This is a genomic window from Hyalangium ruber (assembly GCF_034259325.1).
In the GTDB taxonomy this organism is placed as follows: domain Bacteria; phylum Myxococcota; class Myxococcia; order Myxococcales; family Myxococcaceae; genus Hyalangium_A; species Hyalangium_A rubrum.
Window position 1 is genome coordinate 1 of the sequence record NZ_JAXIVS010000009.1, and the last position, 20,911, is coordinate 20,911.

Below are 20,911 nucleotides of genomic sequence, written 5' to 3' on the forward strand. Positions count from 1 at the left end.
ATGACCTGTCCCCAGCAGCCCCGGCTCTACAGCTCGGTGCATCCGGAACACCTCGCTCCTCCTCCACGGTTCGCTCTCTCCTCTACTCTGCATGGAGGCGACCGCTACCTACACCTTGAAAGGGGTGCCTCTTAAGCCTGCCTCCACACCTCAAGCACGCGAACACATCCAGGGCGAACGTCCTGCTTGAGCAGCCCGGCCCAGTCCAAACGGGGTGTGCGCTCCTTCCTCGGCTCCTCCACCGTCGCGGCAAAGGCGGGGCTCTCCTCCTCCAGCCCCGGCTCCGCCCCTGCTTGAGGGAGCACCCGTGATGACTGCGGCGAGTTCCGCGTACTCACCAGCGACTTCGCGCTGAACAAGGTCGGCATCGGCTTCCCGCCGTACCACGGGCTCTGTCGAACCACGACGCTCGCGGTTGTTTGAACTACCCACCGGACCACATGATGATCTCGCCGGGGATGTACTCGGCGCCGAGACACGCGTGGAGCGGTGCCAGGTTGAGAGCGTCGAGGACGTCGCGAGGCACGGGGCGACCACCAGGCATCTCGATGAACGCTTTTGGGGGGAACCCGTCGTGGTGAAAGCGCATCGCGTCCACTACCCCATCGGCCAAGGGCTTCTCCCGCGTGGCCCGGAGGAACTGGTGCTGGTGGCGAACCACCGCGATCCCATCGACATGGGGATAGGCGACAGCCGTGCCGTCTGCGGTGCGATGGAACGACTGGTTCGTGAGGAGGCCCGACACCGGGCTCAGCAGGGCCGAGATGGGTTCGTTGCAGAAGTCGTCCCAGACGATGAAGAGCAGCCGAAGCGCGTCCGCACGATGCGCCTTGTAAACCGTGAACTTCGCCTCCGCTGACACCAGGAAGTCCTTCACCGGGTTGTCCCGAGGGGGCGTGAGTTGGAAGTCCTTCGTCGTCTCTCGAGGAACGCGTGCCGTGACCTGCAAGGGGTTCGACGAGCGCTGCCGCGCATGCGCGATGAGCTTGGGCGTCTTCACCTCGATCGCGCACCACCTGCCCGCGATGAGGGCTTCGCATTCCGGGTTCTTCTTCCCGGCCGGGCCTGGTTCATGGACAACTTGCGGCGCTAACCCCTCTCGTGAGGCGGCAGCAACGACGCCCTGCGTGACGTAGACCTCGGCGAGGATCTGGAGGACCGCCTCGTACTGTTCCTCCCCAGTGCCCGCGATCCCTGCAAGTCGGTCGACCATCTCGGCGGCGTATCCCGGAGTCGCTGAGTCGATCTCGGCGAGCGTTCTGCAGAGGCCTACGGTGAACGGCAGCACCACGCCGCGCGCCGCGTTCGCAGCGAAGTAGTGGAGCATGTGCTTCGGGTACTCAGTCGGGACCTTATCCACGACCAGTTTCAGCGCCTCGTCGAACTGCACAGGACCGGGCCTCCGTGAGTCGCCACGTTACCACAGGCGACGTGACGTGTCCCCTCCGCGCGAAGTCGGCGGCTTTGCCTCTGCGGAGGACGACGCATGCCCGAGACTGCGAAGCCGCGCGAGCCCGAGAGCACCGCCCAAGCACCGGGAGAGGGACGCCTCCGTCCGCGCCTTCGCGCCAGGAGAAGGACGCGCCCGTCGTCTGGCCGCGCCCCACCTCGCTTGCCTCCGCCAGCAGCGTGGCCAGGGTGTCCTTCACCGCCTCGTACAGCACCGTCCCCTCCGGCTGCCTCCGCCGGTACGCCCACCCGCGCTCCTCCACCCGCTCCTCCCCTGCCACACCTTTCCAGGGCACACGCTCCTGTCCGCCTCCCACGGGGTTCTCGTGAGCCCTGGGAGACCGGGGAACTCAGGCCGCTTGCCTCCAATCAGATTGCCCCTGTTGGGCCGCATGTGCCCCCAGTGGGCCCCTCCATCGGGGAATTGAACGGGACGAGACGGGACGAGACGGGACGGAGCGGAGGAACGAGCCACTGTGAGATCAAGGCGTTAGCCGGTAACAGCGCGACCTGCTTGGGGTTTTGCTTCCGCCTTGTTGCGGGTTCGATTCCCATCGCATCCAGGCAGTAAGGCCCCGAGCGCTATCAGGTGTTTCGGGGCTTTCTCGTCCGAGGCCGCGAGGGGCAGCCGGACGAGTTGGCCACTCTCGTGGCGTTGTAACTAGAATTCCGCCACCTCGGCGCAGTGGGCCTCCCAAGGAAGCGTGGCGTAGGGGTCGGTGGTCTGCAACTCTCATCCCATCTATACTCAAGCGTCTTGGACTCATCGGAGCCGCAAAATGTCGAACCGCCATTCCTACGAAAAGGACGCGATTGAGCAGGTGTGCTCTTATCTGCAGACTACGCGTGGCGTCGAGTATCGGATTGCCGCCGAACATGTGCCAGTAGGGAATAAGAATTGCGACTACCTGCTCGCCCTCGTAGATGGATCAGCCACTATTGCCGTCGAAATCGTCCGGCTCGTAGATGCGCCTGCATCCGTGGAACAGGAGCGGTGGAGATCTATCCTCTGGGACGCACTGAAGATTGAATTCTCAAAGCGTGGGATCTCTGGGTACATGGTGCAGACTCCCTGGAATCTAGACACCCCCCCAAGGGATATCAGAGGTATGTTGGCGCCAAAGGTGGCTGATGCCGTAGCCAAGATCCTTAGAAGCAACCCACACGCGGTAGACTTCAACGTCGATGGGTTTCGCTTCCGTCGTGCTCCCGAGTTGGAAGGCATCGGAGCTTACGCAAGCGGCGGGGCGCACTGGATAGACATGGCTGGCGGTGCCGCAGGCATCCTGGAAGTTCTTGAAGACAAGGATGCACAGCTTGCGTTGCCAGCAACTGAGAGGATCTTGGCTGCTGTTCCGTCTGGAATTGAACTGAACGCCAACGAGATTGCCCGTGAGTTGTCTCTGCGCAAGGATCTGGACCGACTCCACCACTCAGATCTTGTGCTCAACGTTCCTATTGGAGACGAGGTTTCCGCCGTCTACGCACGCGCTGTCCGAGACTACTTTGCTGGTCGAACTCCGTTTCCGACCGACCATACTGCATTGATCGACCTATGGTTTCGCGCGCGTCTGGGCGACAATCGTGAAGGCACGTTTGAGTTGGTGCGAGCGCTTCGGGAGTCAAAAGGATCTCTCGGCTTTTTAAGCGTTCAGGCACGGGAGGCACTCGGGCATCACGGAACCAAGTTGATTGATCAGAATCGGCATGATGATGCTGTATGGATTCTGCATGAGCTTTACACAGATCCAGATCCATCGGCTGAGAAGCCAATACACAAGGATGCCATCACAACGGTTCGGGGCACTGCCGCTTTTCTTTTGTATAGGATTGTCTCCGCCGCTCCCGTTGGAGAACTTGCCAAATTTCTAGAGATCGCGCGCAGCCTTTCTGCTGATGCAAACCTAGGAGTCCGAAGGCTCGCAGGCCATGCGCTAATGGCACTGATGCATTGGCGCGATTGCCACAAAAACAAGCAGCCTCTGCTCCAGGAGGAACTACGGCTTGCGATCAAACGCATTTGGCTCGAATACATCGACAGTGCCAGCGCCAACGGATTGACGGACGCTGCGAGGCATACACTTGATCGGGTTTATGACCTTACCGAAGTGGAAGTTGAGCACGTGATAGACGTGCTTCAGTACGGACGCGACTGGGAGTCCGACGAGGTCTTCGCTCGATTTGTGATTTACTTTGCATTCCTTCGCTCGTCCGATCCTGGAATAGCGCCAAGCTTCGATGATGCGCGCCTTCGCGAGCGCCTAAAGAAGCTTCTGAGCGGAGAGCCGGAACTCTGCGGCCAAGTTGCATTCGGACTGCGGAAGAGCACACAGGAGCATCCAGAAATTCGGCGCACTCTTGAACCGCTCTTAGTGATGCTCTTCGACGCTGCGCGCGGTGAACGAGCTTTGAAGTTCACGTTGGATAGCGCCGCATTTTTGGCTCGCGATGGACTGCTTTCGTCCGGCACCGAGGCAGCAATCCTCCGTGCAGTAGATGCGGCTGGCCCATTCAAGTCTCACGAAGCCTACTTTGTCGCCGAGGGCGTCAGCGAGCTTGCCAATGCACTGGATGCAAATCGCAGCAGCCTTGACAGTTCTTCGCTTTTCACCGCTGTCCGCGATCCTGAATTGCAGATGGCGATAGCACAACGCGGAGACAGTTGAGGGGCTTCTCGTATGACGCTCGCATTCCTCTGGTCCAGCAGGTCACCCTCGACGAGAGGAGTTCCCACGGAGCCCACAGGCGAGATTTGACGCTTGCGCAGTTCCACGAGCCCCACAAGCCCGCCTTGATGCGCAGCCGGTGAGGCATGTAGGGCACTGCATGTGCCCCCAGTGTGACCCTCCAGCGGGGAGTTGAACGGGACGAGACGGGACGAGACGGGATGGAGCGGGGGAACGATCCAGGGTGAGATCAAGGCGTTAGCTGGTAACAGCGCGACCTGCTTGGGGTTTTGCTTCCGGCTTGACGCGGGTTCGATTCCCGCCGTCTCGACCTTGAGAGGGCCAGCATGCTGGCCTTCTGCCGGTGCAGCCTTGGCCGGCAGATTGACTTGCTGTGTGGTTAGGCTGCTTCTGGCTCGAACTGGCTTTGGGAAGCAGAGTCCCCCAGCCAGCCCGAGCTCATGAGCCACTGCAGCGTGGACTCCAGCGACTCTTGGGTGGACTGCATTTCCAACACCTTCTCGAGGGCCAATTCTACCTGCCATCGGTTGTAGGCCACGAGGCGCTTCTCCACGACTGGATTCAGTCGGAGGTACTCCTTCCGGAGAATCGTGCGGCACTGGTAGTCCACGGCATCCCCTCCCGACTCGAGCATCATCTTCACCAGGAGCAGGGGATTGCGGAGGTCCAGCAGCCACCGGGCGAAGCCCCAGTTGGCGAGACCGTCTCGGAAGCTCGGTGAGACGTACGTCGACGTAAAGCCGTTTCCCAATGACAGCAACAGAAGACCTCTCATGTCAGCCGGCCCGGACTCATGAGGTGCCTCCGTCTGCTGCGTGCTCGGGCTCTGGAGCACCTGATGAAGCGCCTGCGCCAGACCCACCATGGACGGGTTGTTGGCGTACAGCCCTCCATCCACGTACCCGCTCCCTCGCTCCTTGATGCCTTGGTAGATGGGGTAGACGACGGGAGGCGAGCTGCTCCGCATCAACACGTCGACCACTCGCTCGTTCAGGTCGGGATCATCGGTGCTCCCGGTGTTGTGAAAGACCTTCGCTTTCCAGGTCCGGAGCCCGTTGCGCTTTCCATCCAACTGGAAGGTTGGGATCACCACCTTCTTGCGAAGGTCCCCGAGTCTCCTGTTTCCGAAGTGGTTGGAGAGGAAATCCCGAACGGAGGCCGAGTCGACCAGCGCGCTGATGCCGGCCAGTGTGAGCAGGGAGCGCCGAATAGACAGGCCGTCCTTGTTCATGGCGAGGAGCTCGCCCCAGAAATCGATGATCCTGCCCAGGGCAGCGTCTGGGTGCTCCTCGCGGGCGAAGAGCGCCGCGTTGACAGCACCCGCCGACGAGCCCACGAACAAGTCGACCTGGCCCAACAATGCCCGGTGCTCCGAGCGAGAATCCAGCATCCGCCGGAGCGCCCGCAGCATGCCCACCGCGACGTAGCCATTGCCGCCTGAGACGGAGGCTCCATCCATTGCCAGGATTCGGTACGGCATTCCATGTCCCCCCATCGAGAGCTTCTCGGACATCGTGCTCGATGGCGCCTCCGCCCACCAGACACCCTGGGCGGGCTTGGCACGGCAGACAACACTCTCCTCAGAAACGCGAAGGCCCCTCATCCCGATGGGAAGAGGGGCCCGGTGAACCCACCGTCAGCGCTGGCTCAGGCGCTCGGCGAGGAGCTCTTATCGCCCTCAGCCGAAGCGGCGGGGCTCGAGGCGTCGCCCGTGGCGGGAGCCTCGCTGGGGGCGGCGGCCTCGGCGGCCTTCGCGGCCTGGGCCTCCTGCGCGGCACGCTGGGCCTCGGCGGCGGCGCGCTCCCGCGCCACCTCCTCGGTCTTCTGGTCGCTGGCGGCCACCTCGTCCGGCGTCAGCTCCGTGCGCTCGGCCACCATGCCCGTCTTCTTCTCCAGGTCCTTGATGGCCCGGCGAAGCAGGTCGCGCTCCAGGAGCGTGCGGTTCATCCGCTTCTCCAGCGCCTTGTACTTGTCCTTCACCAGGTCCAGCTCGCTCTTGGTGGCGTTGTAGACGCGCTGCTGCGTCTCCTTGCCGCCCTTCACCCGGCGCAGCTCGCGCTCCAGCTCTACCGCCCGGTCGCGCTCCTTCTTGGCGCTCTGCTCCAGCCGCTCCATCTTCTCCCGGTCGGCGTCGTTCAGGTCGCGGTAGCGACGCTCGCCCCGAGTCTTCTCCACGGCCGGCGCGGGCTGCGCGGCGGCGGGAGCGGCCTCGGCGGCCGGCGTCACCTGCACCGCCGCCGTCACCACCCGCTCACCCTCCTGGGGAGGCGCCGTCAGCTGCCCGGTGGCCGGAGCCGCGGCCGTCGCCACGGGAGCCGCGGTGGACGTCGCCGCCGGAGCCCCAGCCGGAGCCACCGCGCGCCGGGACTTGCTGCCGCCCTGCTCACCACGCAGCCGCTCGAGCTCGGCCAGCGCGTTGGACAGATCGCCGCGCACCACCTCGAGCTGCAGGGAGGCCTGGCGCTCCACCTCGGCGCGCGCCTTGGTCAGCTCGCGATCGCCCTTCTCGCCCTCCTTCTGCTCGTACAGCTTGCGCTTGGTCTGCTTCAGCTGCTCCTTCAGGTCCTGGACCTGGGAGCGCTGCTCGTCGAGCTCCTTCTGCTTGCGCTGCAGCTCCGACTCGGCGCGGGCGCGCGCCTTGGACGCGTCCTCCGGCAACTCTCCCTTCACAGAGGGGGCGGCGGGGACGGCGGCCCGGTTCGGGCCGAAGAACAGCATGCCAAGCGTGATGGCAAAGCCGATGGATACGAAGATAAGGGCAGCAACCAGCACGAGAACGACCTCCACGGGTCTGCAAAAAGCGCCGCAGCCTAACGTCCGCCATTGGCACGTCAATAGCCGCGCGCAGGTGCTGGTCGGGTGGAGGGCGGGCAGGCCACCTGACCCGCCGGGTGGCCAGGGGCTTCCGGTGCTCCCGCAAAACGGGCGATGCTGGGGACTTCCCCTCCGCGACAAGGGCCTGGCGACATGGCACACCTGGAGCTCACCCCCAAGACGGACCTCTCGAGTTTTCGCAAGCTGGCCATCGGCAGCTGGAAGACGACGTACGATCCGACCGTCTACGGCACGCTGACGGTGCGCATGGACAAGGCCCTGGCCTACATCGAGGCCTTCCGGCAGCGCACCGGTGTGCGGCTCACGGTGACGCACCTGATGGTCAAGGCCATGGGCGAGGCGCTGCGCCGCTGCCCGGACGCCAACGCCATCATGCGCTTCAACCGGATCTACCTGCGCAAGCGGGTGACCATCTCCGCGCTGGTGGTGCAGACCGACGGCGGGAAGGTGGACCTCACCACGGCGAAGATCGACGACGCGGACATCAAGAGCCTGCACGGCATCGCCCAGGAGATGGAGGAGGCGATCCGCCGGGTACGCGAGCGCCGAGACGCGGCGCTGGAGAAGGGCAAGGGGACGATCCAGAAGATCCCCTACCTGCTCCTGAACACCTTCACCTGGCTGCTGGGCTTCCTCATGTACACGCTGAACCTGGACATGAGCCGGTTCGGCATGCCGAAGGACGCGTTCGGCTCCGTCATCATCACCAACGTGGGCTCGCTGGGCCTGGACACCGCGTACGTGCCGCTGGTGCCCTACACGCGCGTGCCCATCTTCCTGTCGCCCGGCGCGGTGAAGGAGGCCCCGGTGGTGGAGGACGGCAAGATTGTCGTGGGCAAGGTGATGAACGTGAACGCCTCGTTCGATCACCGCTTCATCGACGGGTTCCACGCGGGTGTGCTCTCCACCACCCTGCGCGAGCTGCTGGAGAACCCGTTCGAGATGTTCGACCCGCTGGAGTCGCTCCCCGAGGCCTCGTCGGCGGAGAGCCCGCCGATCAAGGCCGCGGGGTAGGGCGCCCGGCCCGGCTACCAGGCCCGGCCGCCGCCCATCTCACGCAGGCGCCGCACCCGCTCGGGGATCGGCGGGTGCGTGGAGAACAGCTTCATCACCCCGCCACCCGACAGCGGGTTGACGATGAAGAGGTGCGAGGTGGCCGGCGCCCGGTCGTACGGCATCATCTCCGCGCCGCGCTCCAGCTTCAGCAGGGCATTGGCCAGCGCGTCCGGATCGCCGCACAGCTCGGCGCCCGTGGCGTCCGCGCCGTACTCGCGCGAGCGACTCACCGCCAGCTGCAGCAGCGTGGCGGCGATGGGCGCCACCAGCAGCAGGCCCAGCTGCGAGAGCGCGCCGCCGAGGCCACCGCCCTCCTCGTCGTCACCGCGGCTGAGCATCGAGCCGCCGAACCAGAAGAGCATCTGCGCCGCGTAGCTGATGACGCCCGCCAGCGTGGCGGCCACCGTGCCGATGAGCGTGTCGCGGTTGCGCACGTGCGCCAGCTCGTGGGCCAGCACACCCTCCAGCTCGCGCCGATCGAGGAGCTCCATCAGGCCCGTGGTAACGGCCACCGCCGCGTGCTTGGGGCTGCGGCCCGTGGCGAACGCGTTGGGCGTGGCCGTGGGCAGCAGGTAGAGCCGGGGCGTGGGCATGCCGGCGCGCGCCGCCAGCCGCTCGACCATGTCGTGCAGCCAGGGCGCCTGGTGGCGCGCCAGCGGCTGCGCCCCGTGCATGGCCAGGGCGATCTTGTCGCTGAACCAGTACGAGGCGAAGTTCATCACCACCACGAAGAAGCCCGCGAAGGCGAGCCCGCGCGCGCCGCCGAGCCGCTGTCCGATGAGCAGGACGAGCGCCGTGAGGCCCGCCAGCAACACGGTCGTCTTGAGCGCGTTGCCCAGCCGGTGCCAGCCGCCACCGCGCAAGGGCGTGCTCCTCCGGGGCGACGTGTCATAGGTGTTGCTGTAGTAGGACATGGTGCTCTTGTGCCTCCTCCTTGTGCTGTCCAACAGAACGTAAACAGGCACGGGGGGGCGTCAATCCAAGCGGGCGGCGCTCAGAGGTAGAAGCGATCGACGACGCCCGCCGTCCGCTGGAGGATGGCCGTCCAGCCGACCCAGCCGTCGATCGTCCCCTTGTCTGCTTCCGCCTCGCTGCCAAGCGCCGCGAGCGAGCCCGTGCAGCCCTGCACCGTGCAGAGCCCCGACTCGCGCAGGTGCTCCAGCAGGGCGCGCAGGGTGGGCATCCGGCGCGTCTCGAAGCGGTCCGCCACGTCCTCGCGCGGAGGCTGGAAATCCGGTTCATCCAGGCGATCCTGGAGAAACCGCTCCAAGGCCCACCAGAAGAGGTACACCTCGGCCCGGCGACCGGAGGCCACCGCCGCCGCCGCGATGGACAGGCCCTGGTGGACGCGGTCGTAGTCCCCACTGTGTAGGAAGACGACCACCTTGGGAGACGTTGGGCTCACAGGGGCTCCTTACCGCTCGCCCCCCCATGCCGTCCATTCGGCGTGTTCCTAGGACCGCTCACCCCCCTTTGGCTTGCGTCCAGGGCTCTCCACTTGCTACAAAATCCCCCGACCATTCAGGCACTTAGCCACACACCCGCCTTCCTGGACGAAGGGCTCGCGCACCATGGGCGAAGAGACGACAGCGAAGCGCAAGGACGCTCATCTCGATCTCTGCGCCACGGGAGATGTTGAGCCAGGGCAGAACAGTACGCTCCTGGAGTGCGTGAAGCTGGTGCATTGCGCCATGCCGGAGATGGCGGTGGAGGATGTGGATCTCTCCACGGATTTCCTGGGAAAGCGCCTGCGCGCGCCGCTGCTGATTACCGGCATGACGGGCGGCACGGAGCGGGCTGCTCAGGTAAATCGCGACTTGGCGACATTGGCCGAGCGGCATGGACTGGCCTTCGGCGTGGGCAGCCAGCGCGCCATGGGCGAGGCCCCCGAGCGCGCCTCCACGTTCCAGGTGCGGGACGTGGCCCCCACGATGGCGCTGCTGGGCAACATCGGCCTCTACCAGGCGGCGCAGATGGGCGTGGACGGGGTGCGCAGGCTGGCGGAGGCGATCGGCGCGGATGCCATGGCGCTGCACCTCAACGCCGGCCAGGAGCTCACCCAGCCCGAGGGCGATCGCGACTTCCGGGGTGGCTACGCGGTGGTGGAGGGCCTGGTGCGCGCCTTCGGCGAGCGCTTGATGGTGAAGGAGACGGGCTGCGGCATCGGCCCGGAGGTGGCGCGCCGGCTCAAGGAACTGGGGGTGCGCAACCTGGACGTGTCCGGGCTGGGCGGCACCTCGTGGGTGCGGGTGGAGCAGCTTCGCGCCTCGGGACAGCTCGCGGAGCTGGGCAGCGAGTACTCCAGCTGGGGCATCCCCACCGCCGCTGCGACGGTGACCGTGCGGCGGGCCGTGGGGTCGGAAGTAAAGCTGGTGGCATCCGGCGGCGTCCGGACGGGTTTGGAGGTGGCCAAGGTGCTCGCGCTGGGCGCGGACCTGGGGGGCATGGCCCTGCCGTTGTTCCGGGCGCAGCAGGCAGGGGGGCTCGAGGGCGCGGAGAAGGCCCTTCAGCTCATCCTCGCCGGGCTGAAGCAGGCCTTCGTTCTTACGGGGAGTCGAAGCTGTGCTGAACTGAGACGGAAGCCAGTGGTGATGATGGGGGAGTTGAAGGACTGGCTGGCTGCACTGTAGAGGGGCGCACGCTCCGTGTTGATTGGTTCAAAAGGTAAAGACATGTCTGACACCGTGACGTCCAGGCTCTCAGGGTTCCACAAGCTGCCGATGGAGGAGCGTCTCGCGCAGCTGGGACGGATGTTCCGTCTCGCCCCTGAGGAACTGAACATGCTGCACGGGGTAGGGGCGCTGCAGCCCACCCTGGCCAACCAGATGATCGAGAACGCGGTGGGCACGTTCTCGCTGCCGCTGGGGCTGGGGCTGAACATGATGGTGAACGGGCGCGACTACATCGTGCCCATGGCCGTCGAGGAGCCCTCGGTGGTGGCCGCGGTGTCGTTCGCCGCGAAGATCGTCCGCGAGTCGGGCGGCTTCATCGCCGAGGCCGACCCGTCGATGATGATCGGCCAGGTGCAGCTGACGCGCTTCGGTGATGCGACCGAGGCCTCGCAGAAGATCCTCGACGTGAAGGATCAGATCCTGGCGCTGGCCAACAGCTTCCACCCGTCCATGGTGAGCCGGGGCGGTGGGGCGAAAGAGGTCGAGGTTCGCGTGCTGCCGGCCCCCGAGGGCCCGCGCGGCGAGCCGCTGCTCATCGTCCACCTGGTCATCGACTGCCAGGAGGCGATGGGGGCCAACCTCATCAACACCATGGCCGAGGGAGTGGCGCCGCTCATCGAGCAGGTGACGGGCGGCAAGGTGTACCTGCGCATCCTCTCGAACCTGGCGGACCGGCGGCTGTCGCGGGCCATGTGCCGCATTCCGGTGCCGATGCTGGCGGACTTCGAGATGGCGGGCGAGGAGATCGCCGAGGGAATCGCCCAGGCGAGCCGGTTCGCGCAGGCGGACCCGTACCGGGCGGCCACGCACAACAAGGGCGTGATGAACGGCATCGACTCGGTGGCCATCGCCACGGGGCAGGACTGGCGGGCGATCGAGGCGGGGGCGCATGCCTTCGCGTGCCGCGAGGGCCAGTATCGGCCGCTGTCGAACTGGTTCCTGGAGGAGGGGCACCTGGTGGGCCGCATCGAGCTGCCGCTGGCGCTGGGCACGGTGGGCGGGCCGATCAAGGTCCACCCCGGGGTGCAGGCGGCGTTGAAGGTGATGCGGGTGAACTCGGTGCGCGAGATGTCGATGGTGTTCGCGGCGGTGGGGCTGGCGCAGAACTTCGCGGCGCTCCGGGCGCTGGGCAGCGTGGGCATCCAGAAGGGGCACATGGCGCTGCACGCGCGGTGCGTGGCGGTGACGGCGGGGGCGCGCGGGGACTGGGTGGAGAAGATCGCCAACGAGCTGGTGAAGGCGGGACACGTGAAGGTGGAGAAGGCGCGGGAGCTCATCGCCGCGCTGTCGCCCGCCGAGGCCGCCGCTGCCACGGGGACCACGGGCTAGGCCTCACTCCGCCCAAGAACCTCTTATGGACTCACAGACGGCCCCGCTGGTGGGCTTCGGTGCTGGCAAGGTCATCCTGCTCGGCGAACACAGCGTGGTGTACGGGCACCCGGCGCTCGCGGGGCCACTCTCCTACGGCGTGACGGCGCGGGGCTCCAAGGCGAAGAAGAGCCAGCTGGCGCTGCCGGACACGCTGAGCCGTGCCCAGCGGGCGTTGCTCACGGGCGCCTTTCAGCGGGCGGCGCGGCAGTGCGGCAGCCCTGGGGTGAAGGTGTCGCTGGAGTCCGAGCTGCCGCTGTCGATGGGGCTGGGCAGCTCGGCGGCGCTCTCGGTTGCGTGCGTGCGAGTGCTGCTGAAGGCGGCGGGGCGCAAGGACGTTCCGGCCGAGGTGGCGCGGCTGGCACTGGAGATGGAGCAGGAGTTCCACGGCACGCCGTCTGGGGTGGACCACACCACGAGCGCCGAGGAGCGGCTGATCCTCTACAAGCGCGCACCGGGGCAGTCGGCGGGGCGGGCGCGGGCGGTGAAGAGCCCTCGGCCGCTGAAGGTGCTGGTGGCGCTGGTGGGCGAGCGCAGCCCGACGAAGAAGACGGTGGGTGCGCTGCGGGAGCGCCAGGCCCGCTGGTCGGCGCGCTACACGCGCCTGTTCCAGCAGATCGGCACGGTGGCCACGGAGGGCGCCAAGGCGGTGGAGGCGGGGGACCTGGAGGCGCTGGGAGACGCGATGAACGTCAACCAGGGCCTGCTGTCGGCGCTGGGGCTGTCCTCGCCGCCGTTGGAGGACATGGTGTATCGGCTGCGCGGCCTGGGAGCACTGGGCGCGAAGCTGACGGGGGCCGGAGGAGACGGAGGAGCCGTCATCGGCCTGTTTCTAGAACCCGAGCAGGCGGTGGCGAAGCTGCTGCAGCTCGGGGTGCGGTGCTTCAGCAGCCAGCTCGCGGGACCGCGAGCGCTGTGAGGGCTTGAATGAAAGCGACTGCCCTGGCGCATCCCAACATCGCCCTGGTGAAGTACTGGGGGAAGCGGGACGAGGCGCTCATCCTTCCTCATCAATCCAGTCTGTCCCTGACGCTGTCGCCGCTGTCGGTCACCACGACGGTGGAGTTCGGCGTGAGCTCGGACCAGGTGGAGCTCAACGGCCATACCGCCAAGGGCAGCGAGCGCGAGCGGGTGCTGCGCGCGCTGGAGACGGTGCGCGCGGAGGCCGGCGGCAAGCTGGGCCCGGCGCGCATGGTGTCGCGCGGCGACTTCCCGGCCTCGGCGGGGTTGGCCAGCAGTGCGGCGGGCTTCGCGGCGCTGGCGGTGGCGGCGCGGGCGGCGGCGGGGCTGCCGGCGGACCCGAAGGCGGCCAGCGTGCTGGCGCGGCGGGGCAGCGGCTCGGCGTGCCGAAGCGTGCAGGGCGGCTTCTGCGAGTGGCGCCGGGGCGAGCGCGCGGACGGCGCGGACAGCTACGCGGTGCAGCGCTTCGATGAGAAGCACTGGCCGGAGCTGCGCATGGTGGTGGCGATCCTCAACCGCGACGAGAAGGAAGTGAAGTCGCGGGACGGGATGAAGCACACGGTGGACACCAGCCCCTACTACGAGGCGTGGGCGAGGGACGCGGAGGTGGAGGTGCCCCGGGCGGTGGAGATCATCCAGCGCAAGGATCTGGAGGCGCTCGGGGAACTCTCGGAGCGCAACGCCTGGCGCATGCACGCCACGGCGTTCGCGGCGAATCCTCCGCTTTGTTACATGCACCCGAACACGCTGGGGCTGATCCAGCACCTGCGGGAGCAGCGCAAGAAGGGCATCCCGGTGTGGTTCACGCTGGACGCGGGGCCGAACCCGGTGCTGCTGACGGACGCGGCGCACGAAGTGGCGGCTGAGGCGCTGGCGCGGGCGTGCGGGGCGGTGGACGTGGTGCGCTGCGTGCCGGGCGGAGACGCGACGCTGAAGAGCGAGCACCTGTTCTGATGGAACGGGCCTTCTCCGCGCCTGGGAAGCTGTTCCTCTCCGGGGAATACGCCGTGCTGTGGGGCGGGGTGGCGCGGGTGGCGGCGGTGGCGCCTCGGACGACGGCCCTCGTGCGGCAGCGGGCGGACGCACGAGTCCACGTGTGTCTGGAGGAGGGTGCGCTGGCGGGGACGACGACGCCCAAGGGCGTGCGCTGGGAGCGGGAGGTACCGCCCGGCTTCGCCTTCGTGGCGCGGACGTTGGACGAGGCGCTGCGGGCGCATGGCCGGCAGAGCGTGGGCTTCGAACTGGCAGTGGCGCCGTCGGCGGTGGGGCCCGGAGGCCTCAAGCTGGGCATGGGCGGCAGCGCGTGCGCGACGGTGCTGGCGGCGGACGCCACGCGCTTTATCCTGGAGGATCGCTTCGACGCGCTGAAGCTGGCGCTGGTGGCGCACACGCTGGGACAGGGCGGGAAGGGCAGCGGCGGGGACGTGGCGGCGAGCTTCGCGGGTGGAGTGCTGCGCTACCGGCGTTACGACGTCTCGGTGCTGATGGCGGCCTCCAGCGCGGGAGGCTTCCGGGCGGCGCTGATGGAGGCTCCACCGGTGGACGTGTGGCGGCTGCCCGCGCCGAAGGTGGCGTTGGCATACGCTTTCACGGGAGAGAGCGCCTCCACGAAGGTGCTCATCGCTCAGGTGGAGTCGCGCCGGGACGAGGCGGCCCGTCAGGCCTTCGTGGCGCGCTCGGACGCGCTGGGCCATGACATCGAAGCAGGGCTGGGCGGTGGAGACTTCCGCGCCTTCTCGGAGGCGGTGACGGCGCAGCAGGCGCTGTTGCAGGAGCTGGGGCCGACCGAGACGGAGGCGATGCGGCGGATCCTGGCCATCGCCTCGGCCTATGGTTGCGCGGGGAAGCAGTCCGGCGCCGGAGGAGGGGATGGGTGCATCCTCTTCGCCCCGAGCGTGGAGGCCCGCGCCGAGTTGATGAAGGGCCTGGAGGCCCGAGGCTTCCACGCGATGACGCTCGAGGTAGAACCAGGGCTGCGCGGCGAGGGCCAGGCGGACCCGAGGCTTCGCGCCTGGCTCGACGCGCACGCTTGATAACGCTTTGCGTCGTGATGACACATTGCGTTGATGTGACGCCGTGCGTCGTTTGGTAGCGCTTTCAATGAAGCTCCTCGCGCCTGGTTGAATAGCGTATATGGAGCACTCTTCACGGAGGGTGCTCAATCATGTCACGCCGTCTGCTGATGATGTGCATGTCCCTGCTGTCGCTTGGGGGCCTGGTTCACTGCTCGAAGAGCTCTCAGGAGAGCGCGCAGCCTGCTCCCGCGGCGGCGCCGACCGCCGCAGCCGCTGTGAAGAGCACCGCGCTCACGGTCACGCAGGAGCAGCAGGCCTCCTGGATCCGGAACTTCAATCCGTTGATCGCCCCGGGCACCGCGCGCTGGCCCACCCGCGCCGGCGTCTACGAGCCGCTGATGATCTTCAACACGCTCAAGGGCGAGTTCGTGCCGTGGCTGGCCGCCAAGCACGAGTGGAGCGCGGACAACAAGACGCTCACCTTGTCCCTGCGCCCCGGCGTGAAGTGGTCGGATGGCCAGCCCTTCACGGCGAAGGATGTGGCGTTCACCTTCGAGCTCCTCAAGAAGCACAAGGCGCTGGACTTCGCGGCGGTGTGGGGATTCGTCGAGGGAGTTTCCGCCAAGGATGACGCGACGGTCGAGTTCACCCTGTCGCGCCCCTACGTTCCGGGCCTCGTCTACATCGTCCATCAGCCCATCGTTCCGGAGCACAAGTGGAAGGGCGTCGAGGACCCTGTCACCTACAAGAACGAGACGCCCGTGGCGACGGGCCCGTTCACCGAGGTGAAGGTCTTCCAGAACCAGATCTTCGAGCTGGGGCGCAACCCGCACTACTGGCAGCAGGGCAAGCCCGCCGTCGAGAGCCTGCGCTTCCCGGCGTACCCGGGCAATGATCAGGCGAACCTCGCGCTGCTCACCGGCGAGCTGGACTGGGCGGGCAGCTTCGTGCCGGACATCGAGCGCGTCTTCGTCAGCAAGGACAAGGAGAACAACCACTACTGGTTCCCGCTCGTGGGCAACACGACGACGCTCTATGTGAACACCACCAAGAAGCCCTTCGATGATCCCCGCGTACGCAAGGCGATCAGCATGGGCATCGACCGCGACCAGATCGTCCGCGTGGCGATGTATGGCTATACGCGGCCCTCGGATGCGACGGCGCTCAGTGACGCGCACAACCAGTGGCGCAACCCCGAGGCCGTGCAGGCGGGCGACTGGACGAAGCTGGATGTGGCCAAGGCGAACGCGCTGCTCGACGAGGCCGGCTACAAGAAGGGCGAGGACGGCGTGCGCGTCGGGCCGGACAAGAAGCCCCTGCGCTTCGAGATCAACGTCGTCACGGGCTGGTCGGACTGGGTGCGCGCGGTGCAGATCATCGCGCAGAACCTCAAGGCCATCGGCGTGGACGCCACCCTGAAGACCTACGACTTCAGCCCCTACTTCGAGCGGCTCCAGAAGGGCGAGTTCGACATGAGCATGGGGTGGACGTCGGATGAGCCGACGCCGTACCACTTCTACCGCGACCTGATGAGCAGCGAGACGCTCCGGCCCGTGGGAGAGGTGTCGGCCCGCAACTGGCACCGCTTCGCGAACAAGGACGCCGACGCGCTGCTGCGCGCGTTCGAGGGCACCAGCAACCTCGAGGAGCAGAAGAAGCTCGCCGGGCAGATGCAGATGCTCTTCGTGCAGAACGCGCCGGCCATTCCGCTCTTCCCGGGCCCGTCCTGGGGTGAGTTCAGCACGCGCCGTTTCACGAACTTCCCGAACAAGGACAACCCCTACTCGAAGCTGACGCCCAACAGCCCGCCCGAGAACCTGTTCGTCCTGGTGGAAGTGAAACCCAAGTGATGAGCGCGCTGTAGAAAGGCCCAGGCAACCCCGTGCGACACCTCCTGAGAAATCTGGGCCTGTACGCGGTTGCCGCCTGGGCCTCGCTCACGCTCAACTTCCTGATTCCGCGCCTCATGCCGGGCGATCCCGCCTCGACCATGTTCGCGCGGTTCCGGGGAGAGCTTCAGCCCGAGGCCATCGCGGCCCTGCGCGAGGCGTTCGGCTTCACCGACGCGCCGCTCCACGAGCAGTACTTCACTTACGTGGGCCACCTGTTCCAGGGTGATCTCGGCCTGTCCGTCTCGTACTTCCCCGCGAAGGTGACGGATGTGATCGCCACCGGGCTGGGCTGGACGCTGCTGCTCTCGGGCGTGGCGGTCATCATCAGCTTCGTGCTCGGCACGGGGCTCGGGGTGATCGCCACGTGGAAGCGCGGCGGCTGGCTGGACTCGGTGATGCCCCCGGTGCTGGTCTTCCTGGGCGCGTTTCCCTATTTCTGGCTCGCGATGGTGCTGCTCTACGGGTTCGGCTTCATCCTCGGCGCCTTCCCCGTCCGGCATGCCTACAGCGACACGCTGGCGCCCGCCTTCAGTGGCGAGTTCATCTTCAGCGTGGTGCAGCACATGGTGCTCCCGGCGTCGGCGATCGTCATCGCCACGCTCGGAGGTTGGATGCTCAGCATGCGCAGCGCCATGGTGGGCGTGCTCGCCGAGGACTACATCACCATGGCGAACGCCAAGGGCCTGTCCCAGAAGCGGATCATGTTCCACTACGCCGCTCGCAACGCGCTGCTGCCGAACGTCACGGGCTTCGGCATGGCGCTGGGATTCGTCCTCTCGGGCTCGCTGCTGACCGAGATCGTCTTCTCGTACCCGGGGCAGGGCTACCTGCTCATCCAGGCGGTGCGAAACCAGGACTACCCCCTCATGCAGGGCATCTTCCTGACCATCACGCTGGCCGTGCTGGGGGCGAACCTGCTCGTGGACATCCTTTACGTCTGGCTCGATCCCCGGGCACGGACCAACTGACGGGTTGGAAGGAGCGTGGAATGGCATCCACGAACCAGGCAAGCAAGGACCGCTCGGGGTTCATCTGGCAGCTCCTCGAGAATCGCAAGGCCTCGGTCGGGGCGGCGCTGATCCTCTTCTTCGTGCTGCTCGGGCTGCTCGGACCGGTGCTCTTGCGGCGTGACCCGTCCGACTTCGTGGGCCCGCCGCACCAGCCGCCCTCGTCCGAGTATCTGCTGGGCACCACGGGGCAGGGGCAGGACGTGTTCGCCCAGGTGGTCGCGGGGGCGCGCACCTCGCTCCTGGTGGGGTTCCTCACCGGCTTCGCCGTCATGGCGATTGGCGCGCTCGTCGGGATGGCCGCCGGGTTCTTCGGCGGGTGGATCGACAGCGTCCTGTCGTTCATCACCAACGTGTTCCTGATCATGCCCGGGTTGCCCCTGGCCGTGGTGATCGCGGCGTACCTGAAGCCGGGCCCCGTCACCATCGGGCTCGTGCTGGTCATCACGGGCTGGGCGTGGAATGCCCGCATGCTCCGCTCGCAGATCCTCTCGTTGCGAGAGAAGGACTTCGTCCTGGCCGCGATCGTGAGCGGCGAGGGGCGCTTCCGGATCATCTTCCGGGAGATCCTCCCCAACATGACGTCGCTGCTGATGAGCGGCTTCATCTCGGCGACGGTCTACGCGATCGGCGCGCAGGTGGGGCTCGAGTTCCTGGGCATCGGAGACCTCAGCGTCGTCACCTGGGGCACGAACCTATACTGGGCCGCGAACGACGCGGCCCTGCTGACGGGGGCGTGGTGGACCGTCGTCCCCACGGGCCTGTGCGTCGCGCTCATCGGGTTCGCGCTCGTGCTCGTCAACTTCGCCATCGATGAGATCACCAACCCCCGCCTGCGATCGGAGCGGACCTGGGCGAAGCTGCGCAAGCGCCACGACCTGGAAGAGGGGCTCTCGACGCCCGTGGTGAGGCCCAGTGGAAACTAAGCCCTCGACGTTGCTCTCGGTGCGGGATCTCCGGGTCGAGTACCTGACGCCCACGGGGCCCGTGTGCGCGGTGGACGGTGTCTCGTTCGACATCGGGCGAGGCGAGGTGCTCGGGCTCGCTGGGGAGTCCGGTAGCGGCAAGTCGACCGTGGCGCAGGCCATCCTGCGCATCCTCCGTCCGCCCGCGGTCATCACAGGCGGGCAGGTGCTTTTCGAGGGCGAGGACATCCTGGCGATGAACGAGGCGCGGCTGCGGGAGCTGCGCTGGCGCAAGGTGTCGCTCGTCTTCCAGAGCGCGATGAACTCGCTCAACCCCATTCTCACGATCGGTGAGCAGATCGTGGATGCCATCGAGGCGCACCAGAAGGTGAAGCGCTCGGATGCCATCGACAGGGCCGTCTATCTGCTGAAGCTCGTGGGGATCGACAGCTCGCGGCTCACGAGCTACCCGCACCAGCTCTCGGGCGGCATGCGGCAGCGCGTGGTGATCGCCATCGCGCTCGCGCTCGAGCCGCCGCTGATGCTCATGGATGAGCCGACGACGGCGCTCGACGTGGTGGTGCAGAAGGAAATTCTGCACCAAGTCGCCGAGCTCAAGGACAAGCTCGGGTTCTCGATCCTGTTCATCACGCACGACCTCTCGCTGATCCTCGAGTTCTCCACGCGCATCGCGGTCCTCTACGCGGGCAAGCTCATGGAGATGGCGCCCGCGCAGCAGCTCTTCCACGCGCCCCGACACCCGTACACGAAGGGGCTGCTGGGCTCGGTCCCCTCGGTTCGAGGGCCGCGCCGGAAGCTCGTGGGCATCCCGGGCTCGCCCCCGGACATGCGGAAGCTTCCCACGGGGTGCCGCTTCCACCCGCGCTGCCCCTCCGCGGTAGACCGCTGCCGGGGTGACATGCCCGTGTTGCGTGAGCTGGGGCCCAACCACATCGATGCCTGCCACCTGGATGCACCATGACGACCATCGATCGGGACAGCCAGGCGATCCTCGAGGCGAAGGGCCTCGGCAAATACTTCCAGGTGGGGGGAGGCTTCAGGCCGAAGCAGCTTCGGGCCCTCCATGAGGTCTCCTTCGCACTGGGGCACCGTCAGGTCGTCGCGCTCGTCGGCGAGTCCGGCAGCGGCAAGAGCACCATCGCTCGGCTGCTCGTGCGGCTGATGGACCCGTCGTCCGGGAAGATCTTCTTTCGGGGCAAGGACATCCTCCAGGAAGAGCCTCGGCAGGCCTCGCTCGACTACCGGGCGCAGGTGCAGATGATCTTCCAGGACCCGTTCGGGTCGCTGAACCCGGTCCATACGATTGGCAACCACCTGGAGCGGCCGCTCCTGCTCCACGGAAAGGCGAAAGGCGCCGGTGAGCTCAAGGATCGGGTGAACGAACTGCTCGAGACGGTCGACCTGCGGCCCGCGGCGGAGATCGCGTCCCGGCACCCGCATCAACTGTCGGGCGGACAGCGGCAGCGCGTGGCGATCGCGCGAGCGCTGGCACCGGGGCCCTCGGTGATTCTGGCCGACGAGCCGATCTCCATGCTCGACGTGTCGATTCGCGTAGGCGTGTTGAACCTGATGGAGCGCCTCAAGGAGGAGCGAGGCATCTCGTATCTGTACATCACGCATGACATCGCCAGCGCGCGCTACTTCGCGGACCGGACGATGGTGATGTACGCGGGGCACATCGTGGAGGGCGCGCCGAGCGAGGAGTTGATGCAGCAGCCCGCGCACCCCTACACGCAGCTTCTGCTCTCCGCGGTGCCGGACCCCAACGGCTCGATGAAGAGCGAGCTGAAGGCGAAGTCAGGTGCGCCCAAGCTGATCGATCCGCCGCCCGGCTGTCCGTTCGCCGACCGGTGCCCGAACGTTATGGCGGTGTGCCGCCAGGAGATGCCGGGGACGACCCAGCTCGCGCAGGATCGCTGGGTGCGATGCCATCTGTTCGGACAGGGCGCTTCGATCGGGAAGGTGGGCTCGCCAAAGGAGTTGGGCACCGCCGAACCGAGGAGTGCGCTCACTGAAAGCGTAGCGTCTTGAGAAGGCTCGCTGA

Annotated in this window: 17 protein-coding genes and 1 pseudogene; 13 read left to right on the forward strand and 5 right to left on the reverse strand. The window is 66.8% G+C overall.

Going from position 1 to position 20,911, the window contains the following annotated elements; translation table 11 throughout:
- Positions 1-303 precede the first annotated feature (303 nt).
- Positions 304-423 (forward strand): annotated as a pseudogene (locus tag SYV04_RS43785) (head morphogenesis protein); the annotation flags it as partial.
- A 1-nt stretch (position 424) separates the two neighbouring features.
- Here SYV04_RS43785 and SYV04_RS24855 read toward each other — a convergent pair.
- The gene (locus SYV04_RS24855; protein WP_321548372.1) at positions 425-1,390 is read right to left on the reverse strand and encodes a hypothetical protein; all 966 of its coding nucleotides are present in this window, start codon (positions 1,388-1,390) and stop codon (positions 425-427) included.
- Positions 1,391-2,228: 838 nt separating this feature from the next.
- Between SYV04_RS24855 and SYV04_RS24860 the strand changes: the two genes are divergently transcribed.
- Positions 2,229-4,115 carry a hypothetical protein gene (locus SYV04_RS24860; protein ID WP_321548373.1) on the forward strand — a complete coding sequence of 629 codons (1,887 nt, stop codon included), beginning with the start codon at positions 2,229-2,231 and terminating at the stop codon, positions 4,113-4,115.
- A gap of 400 nt (positions 4,116-4,515) precedes the next feature.
- Here the strand turns inward: SYV04_RS24860 and SYV04_RS24865 are convergent, their stop codons facing one another.
- The gene (locus tag SYV04_RS24865) at positions 4,516-5,649 is read right to left on the reverse strand and encodes a patatin-like phospholipase family protein (RefSeq protein WP_321548374.1); all 1,134 of its coding nucleotides are present in this window, start codon (positions 5,647-5,649) and stop codon (positions 4,516-4,518) included.
- A 134-nt stretch (positions 5,650-5,783) separates the two neighbouring features.
- Positions 5,784-6,905: a coiled-coil domain-containing protein gene (locus SYV04_RS24870; protein ID WP_321548710.1), complete on the reverse strand. Its 1,122-nt coding sequence runs from the start codon at positions 6,903-6,905 to the stop codon at positions 5,784-5,786.
- A 198-nt stretch (positions 6,906-7,103) separates the two neighbouring features.
- Between SYV04_RS24870 and SYV04_RS24875 the strand changes: the two genes are divergently transcribed.
- Entirely contained in the window at positions 7,104-7,985 is an 882-nt protein-coding gene (locus tag SYV04_RS24875) for a 2-oxo acid dehydrogenase subunit E2 (protein WP_321548375.1), read from the forward strand.
- A 14-nt stretch (positions 7,986-7,999) separates the two neighbouring features.
- Here the strand turns inward: SYV04_RS24875 and SYV04_RS24880 are convergent, their stop codons facing one another.
- Positions 8,000-8,941 carry a zinc metalloprotease HtpX gene (locus SYV04_RS24880; protein WP_321548376.1) on the reverse strand — a complete coding sequence of 314 codons (942 nt, stop codon included), beginning with the start codon at positions 8,939-8,941 and terminating at the stop codon, positions 8,000-8,002.
- An 80-nt stretch (positions 8,942-9,021) separates the two neighbouring features.
- Complete coding sequence (locus SYV04_RS24885) at positions 9,022-9,432, reverse strand: hypothetical protein (protein ID WP_321548377.1); 411 nt, start codon at positions 9,430-9,432, stop codon at positions 9,022-9,024.
- A gap of 166 nt (positions 9,433-9,598) precedes the next feature.
- On the opposite strand from SYV04_RS24885, the gene fni reads away from it, so the two are divergent.
- The 10 genes from fni (at position 9,599) to SYV04_RS24935 (ending at position 20,898) form a co-directional block, all read left to right on the forward strand.
- The gene (fni, locus tag SYV04_RS24890; RefSeq protein ID WP_321548378.1) at positions 9,599-10,657 is read left to right on the forward strand and encodes a type 2 isopentenyl-diphosphate Delta-isomerase; all 1,059 of its coding nucleotides are present in this window, start codon (positions 9,599-9,601) and stop codon (positions 10,655-10,657) included.
- Positions 10,658-10,699: 42 nt separating this feature from the next.
- On the forward strand, positions 10,700-12,028 hold the full coding sequence (locus SYV04_RS24895; RefSeq protein WP_321548379.1) for a hydroxymethylglutaryl-CoA reductase, degradative: 1,329 nt from the start codon (positions 10,700-10,702) through the stop codon (positions 12,026-12,028).
- A 25-nt stretch (positions 12,029-12,053) separates the two neighbouring features.
- Positions 12,054-12,986 carry a mevalonate kinase gene (mvk, locus tag SYV04_RS24900; protein WP_321548380.1) on the forward strand — a complete coding sequence of 311 codons (933 nt, stop codon included), beginning with the start codon at positions 12,054-12,056 and terminating at the stop codon, positions 12,984-12,986.
- Positions 12,987-12,994: 8 nt separating this feature from the next.
- The gene (gene mvaD, locus SYV04_RS24905) at positions 12,995-13,981 is read left to right on the forward strand and encodes a diphosphomevalonate decarboxylase (RefSeq protein ID WP_321548381.1); all 987 of its coding nucleotides are present in this window, start codon (positions 12,995-12,997) and stop codon (positions 13,979-13,981) included.
- A complete protein-coding gene (locus SYV04_RS24910) occupies positions 13,981-15,060 on the forward strand; it encodes a mevalonate kinase family protein (protein WP_321548382.1) in 1,080 nt (359 codons plus the stop codon). The genes mvaD and SYV04_RS24910 overlap by 1 nt, the downstream gene beginning before the upstream one ends.
- 131 nt (positions 15,061-15,191) lie before the next feature.
- Positions 15,192-16,892, forward strand: a complete 1,701-nt coding sequence (locus tag SYV04_RS24915; RefSeq protein ID WP_321548383.1) for an ABC transporter substrate-binding protein — start codon at positions 15,192-15,194, stop codon at positions 16,890-16,892.
- A gap of 32 nt (positions 16,893-16,924) precedes the next feature.
- A complete protein-coding gene (locus SYV04_RS24920) occupies positions 16,925-17,902 on the forward strand; it encodes an ABC transporter permease (RefSeq protein WP_321548384.1) in 978 nt (325 codons plus the stop codon).
- Positions 17,903-17,922: 20 nt separating this feature from the next.
- Positions 17,923-18,867, forward strand: a complete 945-nt coding sequence (locus tag SYV04_RS24925; protein ID WP_321548385.1) for an ABC transporter permease — start codon at positions 17,923-17,925, stop codon at positions 18,865-18,867.
- Positions 18,857-19,828: an ABC transporter ATP-binding protein gene (locus tag SYV04_RS24930; RefSeq protein WP_321548386.1), complete on the forward strand. Its 972-nt coding sequence runs from the start codon at positions 18,857-18,859 to the stop codon at positions 19,826-19,828. Before SYV04_RS24925 ends, SYV04_RS24930 begins: the two co-directional genes overlap by 11 nt.
- Entirely contained in the window at positions 19,825-20,898 is a 1,074-nt protein-coding gene (locus SYV04_RS24935) for an ABC transporter ATP-binding protein (protein WP_321548387.1), read from the forward strand. Before SYV04_RS24930 ends, SYV04_RS24935 begins: the two co-directional genes overlap by 4 nt.
- The last annotated feature ends 13 nt before the right edge of the window (positions 20,899-20,911 follow it).